The following is a 17,879-nucleotide window of genomic DNA, read 5'->3' on the forward strand; positions in this document are numbered from 1 at the left end:
CCCCTTGAAGCGGTCGGTATTCATTAGAGCCCCGGCAGGCTTACTCAGTGAGCTCGTCCGGCGATGGGGCCTCGAACAGGCCCATCCAGTCTTTGAGCCTGGCCTCGGGGATGTGAAACGTCCCGGAAGGCAACTGGCCATTCCGGGCCCTGATGCGTTCCAGCAGCTGCCCCTCGGTCGCATCGGCAAAGTGGATTGTGAAGCCGACGCCGAGATCGCGAGCTTTTGCTCGCAGTTCGTCTCGCTCGCGCCTGGTCCAGAAGCCGAAATCGAGGATCACGTCCACGCCAAGGACCAGAACCCGCGACGCAGTCTCCCACAGCAGCGCCTCGATGGCCGCGTGCCTGGCGTTGTGTGTCGCGAGATCACCGTCGTCAATGTGCTCCTCGACGTCCATGCCGAACAACCGGACATGCCACTCGTCGACGGTAAGGCGGAGCGCGCCGTAATCGACCTCCAGCTTCCGGGCCAGCGTCGTCTTGCCGCTGCCTGGCAGTCCAACCATCAGATGAAGTGTTGCCATGACCCGCCAGTCTCGGTTGCCTCCACATGTGGCCCCACCTCCACCGGAAGCGCAACCGGCTCTCGCTGATCCCAGGGTCGGCTCTCGCCGATCCCAGGGTCGGCTCGCCGATCCCCGAAGGCAGAGGCGGCGCGGCCTAGGCGTCGCCCTCTGCGCCAGCTTCTTCCATCAATACCGAGCTCACCGGCGCCTCGAGCGTCCATGTAATGCGCGACGCGGTGCGCGTGGTACTGGCTCGGCCATTGAGGGCGACCGGTGTTACGCGCTCGAGTACGACGGTTCCGAACCCACGCCCGGCTTGCGGCTCGGCTACCAGCGGCTCGTCAAAGTTCTCGTCCCAGGTCATCGCCAGCTCGGCCGCCGGCCCCCGACTCACCGACCATGACACCGTGATGGCGCCGCCGGCACCGGAGAGCACCCCGTACTTGGCGGAGTTGGTGCCCAGCTCGTGGAAGGCCATACCGAGGTTCTGCACGGCGTTGGGCGAGATCGAGACCAGGGGGCCCGAAATGGTCACCAGGTTCTCGTGTCCGAACGGCGCCAGTTGCGCCTTGACCAGTTCGGCCAGCGTCGAGCCGGTCCATTCCGAGCGGACCAGCAGGTCATGCGAGGCCGCGAGGCTGGCGATGCGGGTGCGAATCTTGGCCTGGAACTCGTCAATCGATACCGAACTCAGCCCGGTCTCGCGGATCAGCGACAGGATCACCGCATACTGGTTCTTCACCCGATGGTTGATCTCGCGCAGCAGCACCCGGATCCGCCGTTCGCTTTCCTTCGATTGGGTGATGTCGCGGGCGATCTTGGAAGCGCCCACCACCTCGCCGCGCGGGTTGCGGATCGGCGATACGGTCAGCGACACGAACACCGTGCTGCCGTCCTTGCGCAGCCGCACGGTCTCATAACTCTCGATCCGCTCATTGGCGCGGATGCGCCGGATGATGTCGGTTTCCTCGCTTTGCAGGTGCGGCGGGATCAGCATGGTGATGGAGCGGCCAATGGCTTCCTCGGCCGTGTAGCCGAACATCCGTTCGGCTGCCGGGTTCCAATGCGTAATCACGCTGTTCAGATCCTTGGCGATTACAGCATCGAAGGACGAATCAATGATCGCGGCGAGCCGCGCCTCGATGATGCGCTCGCCCTCGTCCAGGTTCTCTCGTTCACCCTGCATATAGTCCCCCAGACACCCGCCAGTGAACGAGAGGGACGCACATTGGTTCCGGGGCGCGAGAGATTCTCCGCGTCCTGCCGCTATTCGATCAGCAGACGGTGCGAGCGCGGTTGCCAGCCGATGAGTCGAGCGGCCTTCGACAGGTCGTGTTCCTCCCCGGTCTCGTCGCCGACGATGAACAGGGCCTCGAACCCGCCAGGCGCGGGCGGCGTCACCGCTTCGATGGCGCCGAGATAGGCGTTAGCCATGTCCTCCTCATCGAGCGGGTAGACATAGCTGCCGTCGCCGGCGCGCTGCGGGTGGCGGCGTTGCGCCAGATAGTCGGCGCGCTTGCGCGGTCCGCTGATCCTCAGCCCGATGATGTTCATGCCGAACCAGTGCGCGAAATAGGCGCAGATCTCTTCGCCCAGTCCCTTGCTGAGGCCATAGACGGAGGGCGAGTCGAGTGGCACCTGGTCCTCGCCGGGATAATTCGGGCGACCGCGATAGTGGACGCTCATCGAGCTGGTATAGACCCCACGCTTCACCCCAGCTTCCTGTGCCAGGTAAAGGAACAGGTGCAAGGCTTTGGTGTTCAGGTCATAATTGTTGACGATGGTTTCGATGTCCTGGTCGGTGACCATGCCGCCCTGGGCGCTGCGCATCGCCAGCCAAACGAAACCATCGGCCCCGGTGAGCGCCTCGCGGATCGCCTCGGGGTCGAGCACCGAACCCTTCACATGCTCGACGTCAGGGTCGGCGGGTGGGGTGAGGTCGAGCACCCTGAGCGTGTGCCTCGCCTTCAGATAGGGGGTGATCAGCTGGCCGACATGGCCGGCCCCGCCGACGAGCAGCAGTTTCATCGGGCAGCCTCCGGCTTATCGCCGACATCGAGGATGCGGATGCCGCGCTCGCCGGCGATCCGGTGGAACAGCGCCCCGACTTCGGGCAGTTCCTCGCTCGAGTTGCCCTCGGCGATCAGCGGATAGTCCGGGTCGAGCGCCTCTAGCCGGCTGAACAGCGTCGCAAAGTCCATCAGGCCCCTACCGGGGCAGCCGTCCTGCAAGTGGATCGCCAGCCGGTTCTCCACCCAGATGTCCTTGGCGTGGGCGCTGCAGATGTGGCGGCCGAGCCGGTCGAAATGCGCGTTGAGTGCGCCGCCGGTATCGTAGATCGTCTCGAGCGTGATCCAGTTGGCGGAATCATAGTCGCAGCGCACCCATGGCGAATCCACTGCATCGAGGATGCGGGCGGCGATTTCAGGAGTGCGCGGCGTCACCAGCGAGTGCGATTCGAGGCTGAGGAACACGCCCGCATCCTCCGCCGCCTTGGCGCACTCTTTGAGCGAGCGGACCAACTGGTCCTCGGCCCTGGCCGTCCAGTTATCGGGATGCGGGAACCATGGCCCGGCTGGGTTCATCGAACCGGGGCCGGTGTCGATGCCGCGGGCGCCCATCCAGCCTGCGAGCTGCAGCGCCGCCTGCACGACGCGCACCGACTGCGCCCGCGCCGTCTCGTCGGAGGTGACGAGGTTCTGCCAGTAGCCGGTGGTCTGGAACAGTGACACGCCCTCGTCGGCGAGCAGGGCTTTCAGCCGCGCCGCGTCCTCGCGCCGCGCGGTCAGCGGGTCGTTGTCGCGAAAGCGCGTGAAGATGCCGGAAAAACCTGCATCGCGAACCCGTCGGCACATCTCTGGGGTCAGGTCATTCATGTCCGCGGGCAAGAAACACCCGCTCATACCAAGCCGCATCATCGTCCTCCTCGAGACGCGGCATCCATCCGGCGGCAGCGCCCGGAGTCAATTATACGTTTGCCTCGCGTGGGGCAGGGGCTGCGCCGGCGCGACTTGGCTAGCCGCACCAGTCCGGCGATGCCGGCGTCCTCGCCCGGGCCAGCCCCTCGGTGATCAGCTGCGCACCCAGCGACTGTCCATCCCGCGACACCAACGCCAACGCCGATCCATCGGCATCCCCGATCTCGAAGGTCCCGGCATTCAGCAGGTCGCGCAGTCGCAGCGCCGAACGCCACGAGAGCTGGCTCGCCTTGGGACATGCCGACGTGTAGCGCTCCGGCGTGACGGCGTCGGCGAGGCGGACCACCTTGCCGCGCAGGTAGAAGCTGTCACCAGACCAGACGCAGGTGAGGTGGGGCAGGGCCTCGCACAGCATGAACCGTGCATCCTCGGCATGGGCCGGAAGGGGGGCCGCCAGCAGCGGCAGCATCAGCAGGGCAATCGCAGCTCGCATGCCTCACGCTGACTCCGATCTGGCGCGTGAGCAACGCACAATGGTGGGATCGAAGAGGCTTGGGTGGGATCGAAGAGGCTTGGGTGGGATCGAAGACGTTTGGATGGGATCGAAGAGGCTTGCCAGCATCGCGCCTCAGCCACTAAGAAGCGCTGGCGCTCCGGCGCGGGTGTAGCTCAATGGTAGAGCAGAAGCCTTCCAAGCTTATGACGAGGGTTCGATTCCCTTCACCCGCTCCAGCCCTTCCCGCCCGTCGACCTAACGGCATGAAAACGCGGCGTTTCAGCTCTATCCCTGCAGCCAGCCGGTTTGTGAAGGAGGCTGATATCGACGAGGCGATGCGGCAGATCTTCTTCGGCCACCGACGCACCGGTCAGGAGTAATCGGCGGCGGCTACCAGTTGATCAGGCCGGATGCTTCCAGCGCCGCGACCACCGCGCTGCGTGACTCGTGCAAGTCTTCGATGAGCTTCATCGGCCTGAAGCGAGACATGTTGCCGTCCCGCGGCACAGCAACTGCGTTAAGCGATATCAGGCTGCCAATACCTCCAAGCAGTTGCTCGAACTGGACGGCGGTTCGTCGATCCGATGTCGTCTTTGTCACCGCGTAGTAGGGGAGGCGCTCTCCGGCTGAAATGGCGGTGCTGCCAATAAGGAACGTGTTGGTGTTCAGGAAGAATTCCTGGGTGGGGCGGTCCGAGGGATCGACCTGGAAGCCTTCGAGAATCTCGAAGCCGTGCGGACCGTAGGTGAGGTATCCACCGACATCCGTCGCGGTCCCCGGAGCCACCTCCACGGTGGCATCCATCTTGCTGGCGATGTGCGCCCCGACGATGTCGGCATCGAGCGTTGCAAGCAGGTTGTCGATATTGGAGATTTGCCACAAGCGCGGGGAAATGCCGTCTATGCTGTGGTGGGCAGCGAGCAGCTTCGGAACCTCGCCATGGCCGGGTGGGCTGAAACTCGGAGTTCCATCCGCTTGCAGCAGCAGGTGCCCATCCTCGAGTAGCCGTGGCAGCACCGACTGCGTTACGACCTTGATGCGCAGCCTCGCATGGCTCTGGCTTTCGAGCACCTTGAGCACGGCGAGTTCAGTCGCAGGGCTGACCACGACGATTACTGCCAACGTCGTGTCGTGCGCCGCAGCGACCCCTGCCAGCGCTTCCAGCTTCACACGCAGCAGCGTCCAGCCTGGCAACAACTCTACGGCCGCCTTTGCACCGCCGCCAAAGCGGGTTGCAAGGCCACCACACAGAATGACAGCGCCGACATCGCCGGCCGATATCGTCGAACTGCCGATTTTGCGGTGGGCCTCGTCCGGCCAGTGGGATTGGATATCGGCTCGCGTTGCATACCGGATGTCGGTCAGGAGGGGCGTAGAGAGTGAGTTGCTCCTGTAGTCGCGACGCAGGCGCTCAAACAGCGCGTTATCGTAGTATTGCGTTGCTGGCGCCTCCTCCTCAAACCGAGGGTCCATGCCTTTCCTCCCAATCACGGTCAACTTTTGAACTCGATATAGGCCTTGGAGCTCTGCGGCCCCCTGCTACCTTGGTATTTCCCACCATACAGGACGATGTTTCCGCGAACGGTCCAGAACGTAACCTGCCCAATCCGCATGCCGCGGTATACACGAACCGGCTGCACGGGGTTCAGCTGTAGCGTCCACTGGTTGACCGAACCGATATCTATCAAGTCCGCCGTGACATGAACGAACGGGCCCATGCGCGGGGGGCAATACCCAGGGATTAGTGGTGGCGGAGGAGGGATCTGCCCCCACGCTTGAGCTCATCAATCCCCTTAACTCGCTCCAGCCCTTCCTAATTGATCGGCTTGCCCGCCTCCTCGACCACCCAGTCGCGGAACGCCTTGATCTTGGCGACGTTGCGGCGTCCCTCGGGGTAGGCGAGCCAGAAGCTGTTGCCTTCGCCGAACACTCGTTCGAACGGCTGTATCAGTCGCCCTTCCGCCAGCTCGCGTTGAAAATAGTCGGGGGTAAGCAGGGTGACGCCCTGGCCGGTCATGGCGGCGATCGCGTCGAAGGTCTGCATGTTCATCGAGGGTGTCTTCTGCTGCTTCAGCACATCGCGCGGCAGGCCGTAGGCGTCGAGCCAGAGGATCCACCAGGGGTCGTCGGCGTCGAGCAGCGGCAGTTTCAGGATGTCGGCCGGCTCATGCACTCCGCCGATGCTCGCTGCCAGCGCCGGCGACAGCATCGGGGTGAAACGCACGTCGAGCAGCTTGACCGCGTTGAGCCCCGGCCAGACGCCTTTACCGGCGCGCACGACGACATCCACTTGCTCGCGACTGAAATCTACCAGCCGGTCAGTGGTCTCGAGCCGCACCGCGATCTCCGGGTGCCGGAGCTGGAAGATGCCGAGCCGCGGCGCCAGCCATTGCGCGGCAAAGGTGTGCATGGTGTTGACGATCAGCGTCCCATGCTCGCGCGCTCCGAAATCGATGAAGGCTTCGCGCAGAATCTCGAAAGAGCGGCTCACCTCCGGCGCCAGCCGCTCGCCGGCCTCGGTGAGCGCCACCTCGCGCGGCCGCCTGAGGAACAGCGGCGAGCCCACCCGCTCCTCGAGCAGTTTGATCTGGTAGCTCACCGCAGCCTGCGTCATGCCCAGTTCCTGGGCGGCGCGGGTGAAGCTCAGGTGCCGGGCAGCCGCCTCGAAGACGCGGATCGCAGCAAGTGGGGGTAGGTGATCTGACATAAGGCCTCCTTATGCATGATACTCGAGCTTTGGTTGGAAATCAAAGCTCTGGAGGCGCATCTACCCTTCACACGTATCAAAGCTGACGGTGATCGAAATGCTCTACCAGGCCCCCAAGTCCCGCGCTGCCCGCCTGTTCGGCTGGGTGAAGCACGTCATCCTGCCACCTCGCGCCCACCCCGTGGCCGATATCCGGGAGCTGAGTTCGTACCTGCGCACCGATATCGGCGCCAACGACACGCACTATCCTTTTCACCACCCGTGATGAGCGGCGCCGCTTCCGCGAGGGACCATAACAAAGGCCCGGCATCGCTGCCGGGCCTTCTGTTTGTGCGGACAGATTCGAGATCAGCAGTCGAGCAGGTGGCCCGAACCCTTGGGCGCGGCGGTGCAGGTCCACAGCGTCGGCAGCTTGAGCTTGGTCGCGGTGGTTTCGGTCGCTGTGGCAACCGTCTTCGGCGTCGCCTTCAGCATCTCGGCGCCTTTCTCCCAGCATTCCTTCTTCAGGGCGGGGAAGATCAGGCAGTTCACTTCCGAATCCGAGAGCACCGAAGCGGCAGCGGCAGGCAGGACAGGCACGGCGAAACCGGACGCGACGAGCGCGGCAACGAGAACGAGTCTCTTCATCTATTTCCCCTGGTTACCTCCAAAGCGCAGCCCCTTGGTGAAAGGCCCTGGACCGCGCGGCACAGAGCCTAATCCCGCGCCACAGCGGCGCGCAATCATCACGCGAAGGTTGCCCCCTTGCCACTTGCGCGGCGCGAGGCTTTTCAGTAGAGGGAGGGCCGCAGGTTTAGGGGTATAGCTCAGTTGGTAGAGCATCGGTCTCCAAAACCGAGGGTCGAGGGTTCAAGTCCTTCTGCCCCTGCCACCTGCCCAGGCGCCTGAGCGCGCCGATCAATCCTATTTTCGCCGATCGAAGTGCGCCGCGCCGGTAGGCGTCGGTCCACTCACGGCATTCCGAGCCACATCGCGACCGGGGGTGCCAGCATCGCCGCGACGAGGGTGGCAATGGCGCAGCAGGGAAGATCGTCCCGAGCATAGGGCCCTCGGGAGAAAGACAGCGGGCGCGACACGAGTTGCCACCAGAGTCAGCAGCCCGCTGCTTCCTCCCGAAGCCCTCACTCTAGGTCGGCTGCGAAAGGCGCGCATTTAACAAAGACATCCCGCTGATCGGCGCGATCAACTCTCGCCAATGCGGCGGCCTGCTGCATGGCGGTCCCTTGCGGGCGCTGCCGATCTATCCCAAGAAGGCGTGGGGCTTGGGGATTTGACGACATGAAAGTGACGCTCGACCTCGACGATCTCGTCCGGCGCGGGGATCTCACGCAGGCGGAGGCCGATCGGCTGAAGGGCTTTGCCAAAGCCGATACCGGCGCGCTTGGCACCAATATTCTGCTCTCGTTCGGCGCTGCCGCCATCGTCATCGGGCTGGGCGCGCTGTTTCCCACCGCCGAGACCGCCATCGGGCTCGGCGGGCTGCTTCTGGCGCTGGGGCTGGTGCTCAGGTTCAACGGCATCGAGCGCTGGACCTTGTTCGGCCAGGTCTGCGTCACCATCGGTGCTCTTGCCCTCTCGGGCGGCATCTCGATCCTCGCTGAGGGATCAGTGCCGATCAATCTGGCCATCGGAGGAGGGCTGGCAGTGGCGGCGGTGGCGGCGCGCTCGGGCCTCCTGGCGGCATTGTCGGTGATCATGCTGACGGCAACAGTGGGCGGAGCAACGGCCTACAATGGCAGCTTCTTCTGGCAGCCGGCCCTGACCATCGGCATTCTCGCGGCGCTGACGCTCGGGCTCTATCTGCTCTCGCTGCGGCTGTCCGCGGACTATGAGCGGTTGGCGATCATCGCGGCGCGCGTCGCTATCCTGATGCTGAACTTCGGCTTCCTCATCGGCTCGCTGTTCGGCGACGATGCACTGAAGCTGCCACCGCTGGCCTTCAGCATCGCCTGGGCCCTGGTGCTCATCGTCACGGGCCTTTGGGCGATCCGCGCCAACCGCCGTTGGGTGGTCAATGCCGCCGCCGTGTTCGGAGCGATCCACTTCTTCATCCAGTGGTTCGCAGCGCTGGGGCCGTCGCCGCTCTCCATCGTCGGCGGCGGGCTGCTGCTGGTCGGCTTTGGCTTTGCCATCAGGTGGCTCAACCGCGCGCAGCACGCAAAGGCGCCGTCGGAATCTGACGTGACCATCCACGATTCCATTGTTGGTCCGGGCGGCACGGCCTGAGCGCCTCGGTGCGGGACGCGAATTCGATAGGTAGCTGTCGAATGGGGGCGTACAGTACCTGGGCGCACCAACGCGCCGCCAGCGAAAGCGACCCCCCTATATGCCCGTGGATCATCCCGACACCGCGCCCGTCGCGGTTCGTCGCATGCCCAGTCGCACGCTGACGGTGGCGCTGAGCTTCTTCATCACGCTCGGCGCACTGTTCGTGTTGGCGCCGCTGCTGCGCTTCGGCACCAGTTTCGGCTGACGGAGACCGCGTCCATGCCGCGCAGCCCTCTTTCCGGGTCCGATGCCGATCCCAGCGTCGGCGCCGAGGAGCCGTCCGGACCGTTCGACTATACCGAACCGGCCGATCTCTACTTTCCGGTGCAGGTGGGGCGGAAGGCAGGTCTCGACTACCGTCGCTTTCCTTCGGCCACCCTGGCGCTGCGCTATGCGATGGAATCGCTGCTTCCGGGCAAGCTGAACTCGGCGACACTGGAGGTCGATGGCGAGCGCTACGACAGCGTCGCGATGCGCCGGCTCTATGCTTCGTCGGATTTTCCGGCGTCGTGAGGCGGCGGTACGTCGATGCCGTATTCGAGATACTCGTGCAGCTTGTTGCGCAGCGTTCGGATGCTGATGGCAAGGATGGCGGCCGCGTGCGTGCGGTTGCCGTGGGTGGCGCGCAGCGTTGCCAGGATCAGTTCGCGCTCGACATCCGCGGCCTGCAGGCCGACCAGTTGCAGCGTCGCGGCTGGATCGGGGTGGAGGTTGTAGGCGTTGAGCATCGAGGCCTCGCGCTATTCCATGTCGACCGGCAGGGTGAGGCTGAGATCAAGGGCGGCGAGGAAAGCGACGACAGCGGCGGCGGCCATGATCGCCACTGGCAGCCAGTGCCCGAACTGGGCTCGCGTCATCGCTTGCAGCAAAGCCCCCATCCCCATCGCCCCAGAATCACGCCGCGGGTCCGTAGGCTTGTGGTAACGGAGTCAACCTGACGGATGGCTGACAGCCCTCGTGCACGGGCGCCGGAGCGCCGACATCACGGTGTCATTGGGACTTGCAATAGCCGAGGCAAGCCATTAGATACCGCTTCCCAAGCCGCCCGGGGTGACTCGCGCGGTTCTTCGTTTTTGGCCTGATGGCCCGACCGGAAGTAGAGCTGATGGCTGCACTGAACCCGCTGAAGTTCCTGCAAGAGGTTCGTCAGGAAGTCGGCAAGGTCACCTGGCCGACCCGCAACGAGACCCTGGTCTCGACGGTGATGGTGCTGGTGATGGTGGTCATCGCGAGCGTCTTCTTCCTGCTTGCGGATCAGCTCATTGCGATGGCCGTGCAGTTCGTCCTGTCGATCCGCTGAACGGTAAACTGAACTTTTAGGAGCTTCGACGCGGCATGGCCAAGCGCTGGTATATCGTTCAGGCGTACTCGAACTTCGAGCGCAAGGTGGCGGAAGACATCCGCCAGAAGGTTGCGCAGAAGAAGCTTGAAGACCTGTTCGACGACGTGATCGTGCCAACCGAGAAGGTGGTCGAGATGCGTCGCGGCCGCAAGGTTGACGCCGAGCGCAAGTTCTTCCCGGGCTACGTGCTGGTGAAGATGGATATGACCAACGAGGCATTCCATCTGATCAAGAACACGCCGAAAGTTACCGGCTTCCTCGGTTCGGGCGACAAGCCCATGCCGATCTCGGAGAAGGAAGCCATGGCCATCCTGCAGCAGGTGCAGGAAGGCGTCGAGCATCCGAAGCCATCGGTCTCGTTCGAGGTCGGCGAGCAGGTGCGTGTCTCCGACGGTCCCTTCGCCAGCTTCAACGGCGTGGTGGAAGAAGTCGACGAGGAGCGTTCGCGCCTCAAGGTGGAAGTTTCGATCTTCGGGCGTCCGACGCCCGTCGAACTGGAATACGGTCAGGTCGAGAAGGTCTGATCCAGATTCCGGCGCAAGCCGGATACTCGCAGCCTGAGTGTTGCGAGAAAACCGTGGGAGGGCAGGGCGGTCGCCAACCGCTCGTAAAGCCCGGACCACGGCGTCTCACAGATCCGGTGACGCGGATCACCCGCCCGATCCTGGGCACATATGGAGATTGAACCATGGCAAAGAAAATCACTGGGTACCTGAAGCTTCAGGTCCCGGCCGGCTCGGCGACCCCGTCGCCCCCGATCGGCCCCGCGCTGGGTCAGCGCGGCCTCAACATCATGGAATTCTGCAAGGCCTTCAATGCGAAGACCGCCGAGCAGGAAAAGGGTGCCCCGACCCCGGTCGTGATCACCATCTATGCCGACAAGAGCTTCACTTTCGAGACCAAGCTCCCGCCGGTCACCTACCTGATCAAGAAGGCCGTGAACCTGAAGTCCGGCTCCAAGCTTCCGGGCAAGGAATCTGCTGGCACGATCACGCAGAAGCAGATCCGTGAGATCGCCGAAAAGAAGATGGCCGATCTCAACGCCTATGACGTCGACCAGGCCGCGACCATGATCGCCGGCTCCGCCCGCTCCATGGGCATCCAGGTGGAAGGCTGATCATGAGCAAGCTCGGTAAGCGTACTGACGCCGCCCGCGTGGGCATCGATCGCAAGAAGCTCTACGCGCTCAGCGACGCCGTGAAGATGGTCAAGGAACGCGCCAAGGCGAAGTTCGACGAGACCGTCGAAGTTGCGTTCAACCTGGGTGTTGACCCGCGTCACGCCGACCAGATGGTCCGCGGCGTGGTGAACCTGCCCAACGGCACCGGCAAGACCGTTCGCGTCGCCGTGTTCGCCAAGGATGCCAAGGCCGATGAGGCCCGCAAGGCCGGCGCCGATATCGTTGGCGCCGAAGACCTGGTGGAAATCATCCAGGGTGGCAAGATCGAGTTCGATCGCGTGATCGCCACCCCGGACATGATGCCGCTGGTTGGCCGTCTCGGTAAGATCCTCGGGCCGCGCAACCTGATGCCGAACCCGAAGGTCGGGACCGTGACCCCTGATGTCGCCGGTGCGGTCAAGTCCGCCAAGGGCGGTGCCGTCGAGTTCCGCGTCGAGAAGGCAGGCATCCTGCACGCCGGCGTCGGCAAGGCCTCGTTCTCGGAAGAGGCCCTGTTGCAGAACATCAAGGCGTTCGCCGACGCGATCCAGAAGGCTAAGCCTGCTGGCGCCAAGGGCACCTACGTCAAGCGCGTCGCCGTGTCCTCGACCATGGGGCCGGGCGTGCACGTCGATCCCTCGTCGGTCAACGCTTAAGACCGACTACCAATTCCTGGCGGCAGCGATGCCGCCAGGATGCCGATCTTCGGATCGGTGAAGTCCTGTCCGAGACTGCGGGTCTGCCCGAAAGGGCGCTAATCCCAAGCCTGCGACGCGCTCGCGCGCATCAAAGGAACCCAGCGACGCGCTAGCGCGCGATCAAGGGAACAAGGGGCCCGCATAGATGGGGTGACAACCGGAATTCGTGTCCGGTTCGAACCAGGCCAGTTGCCGCCAAGGGGCATTTCGCCCTCCGACGGTCAGCCGGTTGACAGGCATCAACCGCTGCACTCCCAAACGGAGGGCAGCAATTGGCAAACGGTCCGGGGCCTATCTCCGGACCAAATGTGGAGACTAGCAGTGGAAAGAGCGGAAAAGGCTGAGCTCATCGCCTCGCTCCAGTCGTCGTTCGCGACGGCCGGATCGATCGTTGTTGCCCAGAATGCCGGCTTGACCGTTGCCGACCTGGAAAATCTGCGCAGGCAGATGAAGCAGGCCGGCGGGACGATCAAGGTGGCCAAGAACCGCCTTGCCAAGCTTGCTCTGAAGGAAACCGACAACGCCGATATGTCGGCCCTGTTCTCAGGTCCGACCGTCGTCGCCTTCGCCAAGGATCCCATGATCGCGCCGAAAGTCGCGGCCGCTTTCGCTGACAAGAACCAGAAGTTCGTGGTTCTCGGTGGCGCAATGGGGAAGACCGGGCTCGACGCCAACAACGTCAAGGCGCTCGCCACCATGCCGTCGCTGGACCAGCTTCGCGCCACGCTCGCAGGGATGCTCAAGCAGCCCGGCACGCGTATCGCGTCGGTCCTCCAGGCCCCTGGTGGTGCGGTTGCACGGGTCATCTCGGCGCACGCCGAGAAGAGCAATGCAGCATAGGCAAACTACCCACGTGGGGCCGATCCGGCCCTCCACGGTTCGAACTGAAACATCAAAGAGAGTGAACTCAAATGGCTGATCTCGCCAAACTCGTAGACGACCTGTCTGCCCTGACCGTTCTGGAAGCTTCCGAGCTGTCGAAGCTTCTCGAAGAGAAGTGGGGCGTTTCGGCTGCCGCTCCGGTCGCCGTCGCTGCCGGCCCGGCCGCTGCTGCTGCCGCCCCGGTGGAAGAGAAGACTGAATTCGACGTGATCCTCGCTTCGTTCGGCGAGAACAAGATCAACGTCATCAAGGAAGTCCGCGCCATCACTGGTCTGGGCCTCGGCGAAGCCAAGGCGCTGGTCGAAGCGGCTCCGAAGGCTGTCAAGGAAGGCGCCAACAAGGCCGAAGCCGAAGACATCAAGAAGAAGCTGGAAGCCGCCGGCGCCAAGGTCGAGCTCAAGTAAGCTCGTCTCCGGACAACGATCTCGGGCAGCGCGGCAGAATTGCCGCGCTGCCTTATTTGCGTCGCATTTATAGTGTTTGGGACGCGTTCCACCCGCGCGATTGGATGGCCGGGCAGGATAATCAAAATTTCGGAGTTCGGATGGCGCTCATCGAGCGCAGATGAATTCGAGTGCAGTTGCGACGGGGGCAGAAGTGGCCCCGCGCGAACGAGTGCGTAATGACCGGGGCTCTCTCCCTCTCACCGGGCCCCGATGAAAATAACAAGGCCGATGTCCTGATGCCCGACGGCTGATAGTCGGGCCTTTGGACATCTGCCTCCGAGACATCGAGAAATTTGAGGAGCTGGTATGGCTACCACTTTCAACGGCCGCCGCAAGGTACGCAAATCTTTCGGCAGCATTCGCGAAGTCACGGAGATGCCCAATCTGATCGAGGTTCAGAAGGCCTCCTATGATCAGTTCCTCATCGTCGACGAGCCCAAGGGCGGTCGTAACGATGAGGGGCTTCAGTCCGTTTTCCGGTCGGTTTTCCCGATCACCGACTTTTCCAACACTGCCTCCCTCGAGTTCGTGAAATACGAGTTCGAGCAGCCCAAGTATGACGTCGACGAGTGCCGTCAGCGCGACATGACGTTCGCAGCGCCGCTCAAGGTCACGCTTCGCCTGATCGTGTTCGAAGTTGATGAAGAGACCGGCGCTCGCTCCGTCAAGGACATCAAGGAGCAGGACGTCTATATGGGCGACATGCCGTTCATGACCATGAACGGTACTTTCATCGTCAATGGCACCGAGCGCGTCATCGTTTCGCAGATGCACCGTTCGCCGGGCGTGTTCTTCGACCACGACAAGGGCAAGACCCACTCTTCGGGCAAGCTCCTGTTCGCCGCCCGCATCATCCCGTATCGCGGTTCCTGGCTCGACATCGAGTTCGATGCCAAGGACATCGTGTTCGCCCGTATCGATCGTCGCCGCAAGATTCCGGTGACCTCGCTGCTCAAGGCGCTCGGCATGGATGCCGAGGAGATTCTCGACACCTATTACACCACGCTGCAGTTCGAAAAGACCAAGACCGGCTGGCAGAAGCCGTTCGACGCCGACAAGATGAAGAACGCCAAGCCGACGTTCGACCTCATCGACGCCAAGACCGGCGACGTCGTGCACGAAGGGGGCAAGAAGCTCTCGCCGCGCCAGGCCAAGAAGCTCGCCGAGAACGGCCTGACCCATCTCGCCGTGGTGGAAGAGGACCTCTACGGTCAGTTCATCGCGCAGGACCTGGTCAACCTCAAGACTGGTGAGATCTTCGCCGAAGCCGGCGACGAGATCGACGAGAAGCTGCTCAACAAGCTCAAGGACGCCGGCTTCGACGCGCTGCCGATCCTCGACATCGACCATGTCACCGTGGGCGCTTACCTGCGCAACACGCTGGCCGTCGACAAGAACGAGTCGCGCGAAGACGCGCTGTTCGACATCTACCGCGTGATGCGTCCGGGCGAGCCCCCGACCGTCGAGACCGCCGAAGCCATGTTCAAGTCGCTGTTCTTCGACAGCGAGCGCTATGACCTGAGCGCCGTCGGCCGCGTCAAGATGAACATGCGTCTCGACCTCGACGTCGAGGACACCGTCCGGATCCTGCGCAAGGACGACATCGTCGAGGTGGTTCGCACCCTCGTCGACCTGCGCGACGGCAAGGGCGAGATCGACGACATCGACAACCTCGGCAACCGCCGGGTGCGTTCGGTCGGCGAACTGATGGAGAACCACTACCGTCTCGGGCTGCTCCGCATGGAGCGCGCGATCAAGGAGCGTATGTCGTCGGTCGAGATCGACACCGTCATGCCGCAGGACCTGATCAATGCGAAGCCCGCGGCTGCCGCGGTGCGCGAGTTCTTCGGCTCGTCGCAGCTCAGCCAGTTCATGGACCAGACCAATCCGCTCTCGGAAGTCTCGCACAAGCGTCGCCTGTCGGCGCTCGGGCCTGGCGGTCTCACCCGTGAGCGCGCCGGCTTCGAAGTCCGTGACGTGCATCCGACCCACTATGGCCGTATCTGCCCGATCGAGACGCCGGAAGGCCCGAACATCGGCCTGATCAACAACCTCGCGACCTACGCCCACGTCAACAAGTACGGCTTCATTGAGACCCCGTACCGCAAGATCGTGGACGGCAAGGTGACGGACGACGTCGTCTACTTGTCGGCAATGGAAGAGGCCAAGCACTACGTCGCCCAGGCCAACGCCAAGCTGACCGCCAAGGGTGAGTTCGCCGACGACCTGGTCGTGGCTCGCCACGCCGGCGACAACGGTCTGACACCCAAAGAGACCATCGACCTGATGGACGTTTCGCCCAAGCAGGTCATCTCGGTCGCGGCTTCGCTGATCCCGTTCCTCGAGAACGACGACGCCAACCGCGCCCTGATGGGCTCGAACATGCAGAAGCAGGCCGTGCCGCTGCTGCGTGCCGAGGCGCCGTTCGTCGGCACCGGCATGGAAAAGATCGTCGCCCGTGACTCGGGCGCCGCGATCGTCGCCAAGCGCAAGGGCATCGTCGACCAGGTGGATGCGACCCGTATCGTTATCCGCGCCACCGAAGAGACCGATGCGTCGAAGTCCGGCGTCGACATCTACAACCTGATGAAGTTCCAGCGTTCGAACCAGTCGACCTGCATCAACCAGCGCCCGCTGGTGGTGGTGGGCGACCATGTCGACGCCGGCGACATCGTTGCCGATGGTCCCTCGACCGACCTGGGCGATCTGGCTCTCGGCCGCAACGTGCTCGTCGCGTTCATGCCGTGGAACGGCTACAACTTCGAAGACTCGATCCTGCTCAGCGAAAAGATCGCCATGCAGGACGTGTTCACCTCGATCCACATCGAGGAATACGAAGTGATGGCCCGCGACACCAAGCTTGGTCCCGAGGAAATCACCCGCGACATTCCGAACGTTTCGGAAGAAGCGCTGAAGAACCTCGACGAAGCCGGTATCGTCCACATCGGTGCGGAAGTCGCTGCCGGCGATATCCTCGTGGGCAAGATCACCCCGAAGGGCGAAAGCCCGATGACGCCGGAAGAGAAGCTCCTCCGCGCCATCTTCGGCGAGAAGGCCTCGGACGTCCGTGACACCTCGCTCCGCGTTCCGCCGGGCGATGCTGGTACCGTCGTTGAAGTGCGCGTGTTCAACCGCCACGGCATCGACAAGGACGAGCGCGCCATGGCCATCGAGCGCGAGGAAATCGAGCGCCTGGCCAAGGACCGTGACGACGAGCAGTCGATCCTCGACCGCAACGTCTATGCGCGCCTGAAGGAAATGCTGTTCGGCAAGACCGCGACCGCTGGCCCCAAGGGCTATGTCAACGGCACCAAGCTGAACGACGCGACCTTCGACGCCCAGCCGCGGTCCAAGTGGTGGCAGTTCGCCCTCGAGGACGACAAGGTGATGGCCGAGATGGAGGCCCTCCACGCTCAGTACGAGGAGAGCCGCAAGCTGCTCGAGCAGCGCTTCATCGACAAGGTCGACAAGCTGCAGCGCGGTGACGAACTTCCGCCGGGCGTGATGAAGATGGTCAAGGTCTTCGTGGCGACCAAGCGCAAGATCCAGCCGGGCGACAAGATGGCCGGCCGGCACGGCAACAAGGGTGTGGTTTCGCGTATCACCCCGATCGAAGACATGCCGTACCTCGAAGACGGTACGCACGTCGACATCGTGCTGAACCCGCTCGGCGTGCCGTCGCGCATGAACGTGGGCCAGATTCTCGAGACGCATCTTGGCTGGGCCGCGCGCGGCCTGGGTAAGAAGATCGACGAGATCATGAAGACCTACCAGCAGAAGGGCGACATGACGCCGCTCAAGAAGGAGATCAGCGCCCTCTACGAAGGCGACGAGTACGTCTCCCAGCTTGACGACGACAGCCTGCTCCGCCTCGGCGAGCATCTCTCCAAGGGCGTGCCGATCGCCACGCCGGTGTTCGACGGCGCCAAGGAGAGCGATATCGTCGAGCTGCTGACGCGGGCAGGGCTGAACTCCACCGGCCAGTCCATCGTCTTCGATGGCCGTACCGGTGAGCAGTTCGATCGCCGGGTGACCGTGGGCTACATCTATATGCTGAAGCTCCACCACCTCGTGGACGACAAGATCCACGCCCGCTCGATCGGCCCGTACTCGCTCGTTACCCAGCAGCCGCTGGGCGGCAAGGCGCAGTTCGGTGGCCAGCGCTTCGGCGAAATGGAGGTGTGGGCGCTCGAAGCGTACGGCGCCGCCTACACGCTGCAGGAAATGCTGACCATCAAGTCGGACGACGTTGCTGGTCGCACCAAGGTCTACGAGGCGATCGTCAGAGGCGACGACACCTTCGAGGCGGGCATCCCCGAGAGCTTCAACGTTCTCGTCAAGGAAATCCGCTCTCTCGGCCTCAATGTCGAGCTGGATACGTTTGAAGGCGATGCGCTGCCCCAGGGCGGCCCTGCCGACAACCAGCTCGCACCTCCTCAGAACGCGGCGGAATAAGGC

General features: G+C 63.5%; 21 protein-coding genes and 2 tRNA genes. 12 read left to right on the forward strand and 11 right to left on the reverse strand.

The window, feature by feature from the left end; genetic code table 11:
* Positions 1 to 40: 40 nt before the first annotated feature.
* The 5 genes from ASC89_RS07315 to ASC89_RS07335 form a co-directional block, all read right to left on the reverse strand.
* Positions 41 to 523 carry an AAA family ATPase gene (locus ASC89_RS07315; RefSeq protein WP_244488411.1) on the reverse strand — a complete coding sequence of 161 codons (483 nt, stop codon included), beginning with the start codon at positions 521 to 523 and terminating at the stop codon, positions 41 to 43.
* A gap of 136 nt (positions 524 to 659) precedes the next feature.
* The gene (locus tag ASC89_RS07320) at positions 660 to 1,691 is read right to left on the reverse strand and encodes a PAS domain S-box protein (protein WP_055996313.1); all 1,032 of its coding nucleotides are present in this window, start codon (positions 1,689 to 1,691) and stop codon (positions 660 to 662) included.
* 80 nt (positions 1,692 to 1,771) lie between these two features.
* On the reverse strand, positions 1,772 to 2,533 hold the full coding sequence (locus ASC89_RS07325) for an NAD(P)-dependent oxidoreductase (RefSeq protein WP_055996315.1): 762 nt from the start codon (positions 2,531 to 2,533) through the stop codon (positions 1,772 to 1,774).
* Positions 2,530 to 3,360: a sugar phosphate isomerase/epimerase gene (locus ASC89_RS07330; RefSeq protein WP_162247915.1), complete on the reverse strand. Its 831-nt coding sequence runs from the start codon at positions 3,358 to 3,360 to the stop codon at positions 2,530 to 2,532. Before ASC89_RS07330 ends, ASC89_RS07325 begins: the two co-directional genes overlap by 4 nt.
* 160 nt (positions 3,361 to 3,520) lie before the next feature.
* Complete coding sequence (locus ASC89_RS07335; RefSeq protein ID WP_055996321.1) at positions 3,521 to 3,916, reverse strand: thermonuclease family protein; 396 nt, start codon at positions 3,914 to 3,916, stop codon at positions 3,521 to 3,523.
* A gap of 165 nt (positions 3,917 to 4,081) precedes the next feature.
* Between ASC89_RS07335 and ASC89_RS07340 the strand changes: the two genes are divergently transcribed.
* A tRNA-Gly gene (locus ASC89_RS07340) sits at positions 4,082 to 4,155 on the forward strand.
* A 154-nt stretch (positions 4,156 to 4,309) separates the two neighbouring features.
* On the opposite strand, the gene ASC89_RS07345 is transcribed toward ASC89_RS07340, so the two are convergent.
* The 3 genes from ASC89_RS07345 to gcvA all read right to left on the reverse strand — a co-directional run bounded on the left by ASC89_RS07345 (position 4,310) and on the right by gcvA (position 6,626).
* Entirely contained in the window at positions 4,310 to 5,392 is a 1,083-nt protein-coding gene (locus tag ASC89_RS07345) for a UTP--glucose-1-phosphate uridylyltransferase (RefSeq protein ID WP_055996324.1), read from the reverse strand.
* 20 nt (positions 5,393 to 5,412) lie between these two features.
* Positions 5,413 to 5,637, reverse strand: coding sequence for a dCTP deaminase domain-containing protein (locus tag ASC89_RS29235; RefSeq protein ID WP_407065059.1), 225 nt, complete (start codon positions 5,635 to 5,637; stop codon positions 5,413 to 5,415).
* Between the two features lie 95 nt (positions 5,638 to 5,732).
* Positions 5,733 to 6,626 carry a transcriptional regulator GcvA gene (gcvA, locus tag ASC89_RS07355; RefSeq protein WP_055996327.1) on the reverse strand — a complete coding sequence of 298 codons (894 nt, stop codon included), beginning with the start codon at positions 6,624 to 6,626 and terminating at the stop codon, positions 5,733 to 5,735.
* Between the two features lie 97 nt (positions 6,627 to 6,723).
* Here gcvA and ASC89_RS28410 point away from each other — a divergent pair, with 97 nt between their 5' ends.
* Positions 6,724 to 6,891, forward strand: coding sequence for a hypothetical protein (locus ASC89_RS28410; RefSeq protein ID WP_156384537.1), 168 nt, complete (start codon positions 6,724 to 6,726; stop codon positions 6,889 to 6,891).
* A gap of 83 nt (positions 6,892 to 6,974) precedes the next feature.
* Here ASC89_RS28410 and ASC89_RS07360 read toward each other — a convergent pair whose 3' ends face one another.
* Positions 6,975 to 7,253, reverse strand: a complete 279-nt coding sequence (locus ASC89_RS07360) for a hypothetical protein (RefSeq protein ID WP_055877974.1) — start codon at positions 7,251 to 7,253, stop codon at positions 6,975 to 6,977.
* Between the two features lie 168 nt (positions 7,254 to 7,421).
* Here ASC89_RS07360 and ASC89_RS07365 point away from each other — a divergent pair.
* The 3 genes from ASC89_RS07365 (at position 7,422) to ASC89_RS07375 (ending at position 9,407) form a co-directional block, all read left to right on the forward strand.
* Positions 7,422 to 7,497 (forward strand) — tRNA-Trp (locus ASC89_RS07365).
* Between the two features lie 407 nt (positions 7,498 to 7,904).
* Positions 7,905 to 8,852 (forward strand): hypothetical protein, encoded by a 948-nt coding sequence (locus ASC89_RS07370; RefSeq protein ID WP_055996330.1) that lies wholly within the window; start codon positions 7,905 to 7,907, stop codon positions 8,850 to 8,852.
* Positions 8,853 to 9,113: 261 nt separating this feature from the next.
* Positions 9,114 to 9,407 (forward strand): hypothetical protein, encoded by a 294-nt coding sequence (locus tag ASC89_RS07375; RefSeq protein WP_055996333.1) that lies wholly within the window; start codon positions 9,114 to 9,116, stop codon positions 9,405 to 9,407.
* Here ASC89_RS07375 and ASC89_RS07380 read toward each other — a convergent pair.
* Positions 9,377 to 9,622, reverse strand: coding sequence for a helix-turn-helix domain-containing protein (locus ASC89_RS07380; RefSeq protein WP_055996336.1), 246 nt, complete (start codon positions 9,620 to 9,622; stop codon positions 9,377 to 9,379). The two genes, ASC89_RS07375 and ASC89_RS07380, sit on opposite strands and share 31 nt — an antisense overlap.
* A gap of 12 nt (positions 9,623 to 9,634) precedes the next feature.
* Positions 9,635 to 9,763 carry a hypothetical protein gene (locus ASC89_RS29095; protein ID WP_274532690.1) on the reverse strand — a complete coding sequence of 43 codons (129 nt, stop codon included), beginning with the start codon at positions 9,761 to 9,763 and terminating at the stop codon, positions 9,635 to 9,637.
* 236 nt (positions 9,764 to 9,999) lie between these two features.
* On the opposite strand from ASC89_RS29095, the gene secE reads away from it, so the two are divergent.
* The 7 genes from secE (at position 10,000) to rpoB (ending at position 17,876) form a co-directional block, all read left to right on the forward strand.
* Positions 10,000 to 10,194 (forward strand): preprotein translocase subunit SecE, encoded by a 195-nt coding sequence (gene secE, locus ASC89_RS07385; RefSeq protein WP_055877966.1) that lies wholly within the window; start codon positions 10,000 to 10,002, stop codon positions 10,192 to 10,194.
* Positions 10,195 to 10,229: 35 nt separating this feature from the next.
* Entirely contained in the window at positions 10,230 to 10,760 is a 531-nt protein-coding gene (nusG, locus tag ASC89_RS07390; protein WP_055877965.1) for a transcription termination/antitermination protein NusG, read from the forward strand.
* 164 nt (positions 10,761 to 10,924) lie between these two features.
* Positions 10,925 to 11,353 (forward strand): 50S ribosomal protein L11, encoded by a 429-nt coding sequence (rplK, locus tag ASC89_RS07395; protein WP_055877963.1) that lies wholly within the window; start codon positions 10,925 to 10,927, stop codon positions 11,351 to 11,353.
* Between the two features lie 2 nt (positions 11,354 to 11,355).
* Positions 11,356 to 12,051: a 50S ribosomal protein L1 gene (gene rplA, locus ASC89_RS07400; protein ID WP_055877960.1), complete on the forward strand. Its 696-nt coding sequence runs from the start codon at positions 11,356 to 11,358 to the stop codon at positions 12,049 to 12,051.
* A gap of 363 nt (positions 12,052 to 12,414) precedes the next feature.
* Complete coding sequence (gene rplJ, locus ASC89_RS07405; protein WP_055877957.1) at positions 12,415 to 12,933, forward strand: 50S ribosomal protein L10; 519 nt, start codon at positions 12,415 to 12,417, stop codon at positions 12,931 to 12,933.
* 71 nt (positions 12,934 to 13,004) lie between these two features.
* Positions 13,005 to 13,379 carry a 50S ribosomal protein L7/L12 gene (gene rplL, locus ASC89_RS07410; RefSeq protein WP_055877952.1) on the forward strand — a complete coding sequence of 125 codons (375 nt, stop codon included), beginning with the start codon at positions 13,005 to 13,007 and terminating at the stop codon, positions 13,377 to 13,379.
* Between the two features lie 348 nt (positions 13,380 to 13,727).
* A complete protein-coding gene (gene rpoB / locus ASC89_RS07415) occupies positions 13,728 to 17,876 on the forward strand; it encodes a DNA-directed RNA polymerase subunit beta (RefSeq protein ID WP_055877950.1) in 4,149 nt (1,382 codons plus the stop codon).
* The last annotated feature ends 3 nt before the right edge of the window (positions 17,877 to 17,879 follow it).

This window comes from Devosia sp. Root413D1, from assembly GCF_001425235.1.
Taxonomy (GTDB): domain Bacteria; phylum Pseudomonadota; class Alphaproteobacteria; order Rhizobiales; family Devosiaceae; genus Devosia_A.

Bases quoted from the DNA above. Each gene is read 5' to 3' on its own strand.
- ASC89_RS07320 (WP_055996313.1), bottom strand. From the start codon at position 1,691: ATGCAGGGTGAACGAGAGAACCTGGACGAGGGCGAGCGCATCATCGAG.
- ASC89_RS07345 (WP_055996324.1), bottom strand. From the start codon at position 5,392: ATGGACCCTCGGTTTGAGGAGGAGGCGCCAGCAACGCAATACTACGAT.
- nusG (WP_055877965.1), top strand. From the start codon at position 10,230: ATGGCCAAGCGCTGGTATATCGTTCAGGCGTACTCGAACTTCGAGCGC.
- ASC89_RS29235 (WP_407065059.1), bottom strand. From the start codon at position 5,637: ATGGGCCCGTTCGTTCATGTCACGGCGGACTTGATAGATATCGGTTCG.
- rplA (WP_055877960.1), top strand. From the start codon at position 11,356: ATGAGCAAGCTCGGTAAGCGTACTGACGCCGCCCGCGTGGGCATCGAT.
- ASC89_RS07360 (WP_055877974.1), bottom strand. From the start codon at position 7,253: ATGAAGAGACTCGTTCTCGTTGCCGCGCTCGTCGCGTCCGGTTTCGCC.
- rpoB (WP_055877950.1), top strand. From the start codon at position 13,728: ATGGCTACCACTTTCAACGGCCGCCGCAAGGTACGCAAATCTTTCGGC.
- gcvA (WP_055996327.1), bottom strand. From the start codon at position 6,626: ATGTCAGATCACCTACCCCCACTTGCTGCGATCCGCGTCTTCGAGGCG.
- secE (WP_055877966.1), top strand. From the start codon at position 10,000: ATGGCTGCACTGAACCCGCTGAAGTTCCTGCAAGAGGTTCGTCAGGAA.
- ASC89_RS07380 (WP_055996336.1), bottom strand. From the start codon at position 9,622: ATGCTCAACGCCTACAACCTCCACCCCGATCCAGCCGCGACGCTGCAA.
- ASC89_RS07330 (WP_162247915.1), bottom strand. From the start codon at position 3,360: ATGTGCCGACGGGTTCGCGATGCAGGTTTTTCCGGCATCTTCACGCGC.
- ASC89_RS28410 (WP_156384537.1), top strand. From the start codon at position 6,724: ATGCTCTACCAGGCCCCCAAGTCCCGCGCTGCCCGCCTGTTCGGCTGG.
- ASC89_RS07325 (WP_055996315.1), bottom strand. From the start codon at position 2,533: ATGAAACTGCTGCTCGTCGGCGGGGCCGGCCATGTCGGCCAGCTGATC.
- ASC89_RS07335 (WP_055996321.1), bottom strand. From the start codon at position 3,916: ATGCGAGCTGCGATTGCCCTGCTGATGCTGCCGCTGCTGGCGGCCCCC.
- rplK (WP_055877963.1), top strand. From the start codon at position 10,925: ATGGCAAAGAAAATCACTGGGTACCTGAAGCTTCAGGTCCCGGCCGGC.
- ASC89_RS07375 (WP_055996333.1), top strand. From the start codon at position 9,114: ATGCCGCGCAGCCCTCTTTCCGGGTCCGATGCCGATCCCAGCGTCGGC.
- rplL (WP_055877952.1), top strand. From the start codon at position 13,005: ATGGCTGATCTCGCCAAACTCGTAGACGACCTGTCTGCCCTGACCGTT.
- ASC89_RS07315 (WP_244488411.1), bottom strand. From the start codon at position 523: ATGGCAACACTTCATCTGATGGTTGGACTGCCAGGCAGCGGCAAGACG.
- ASC89_RS07370 (WP_055996330.1), top strand. From the start codon at position 7,905: ATGAAAGTGACGCTCGACCTCGACGATCTCGTCCGGCGCGGGGATCTC.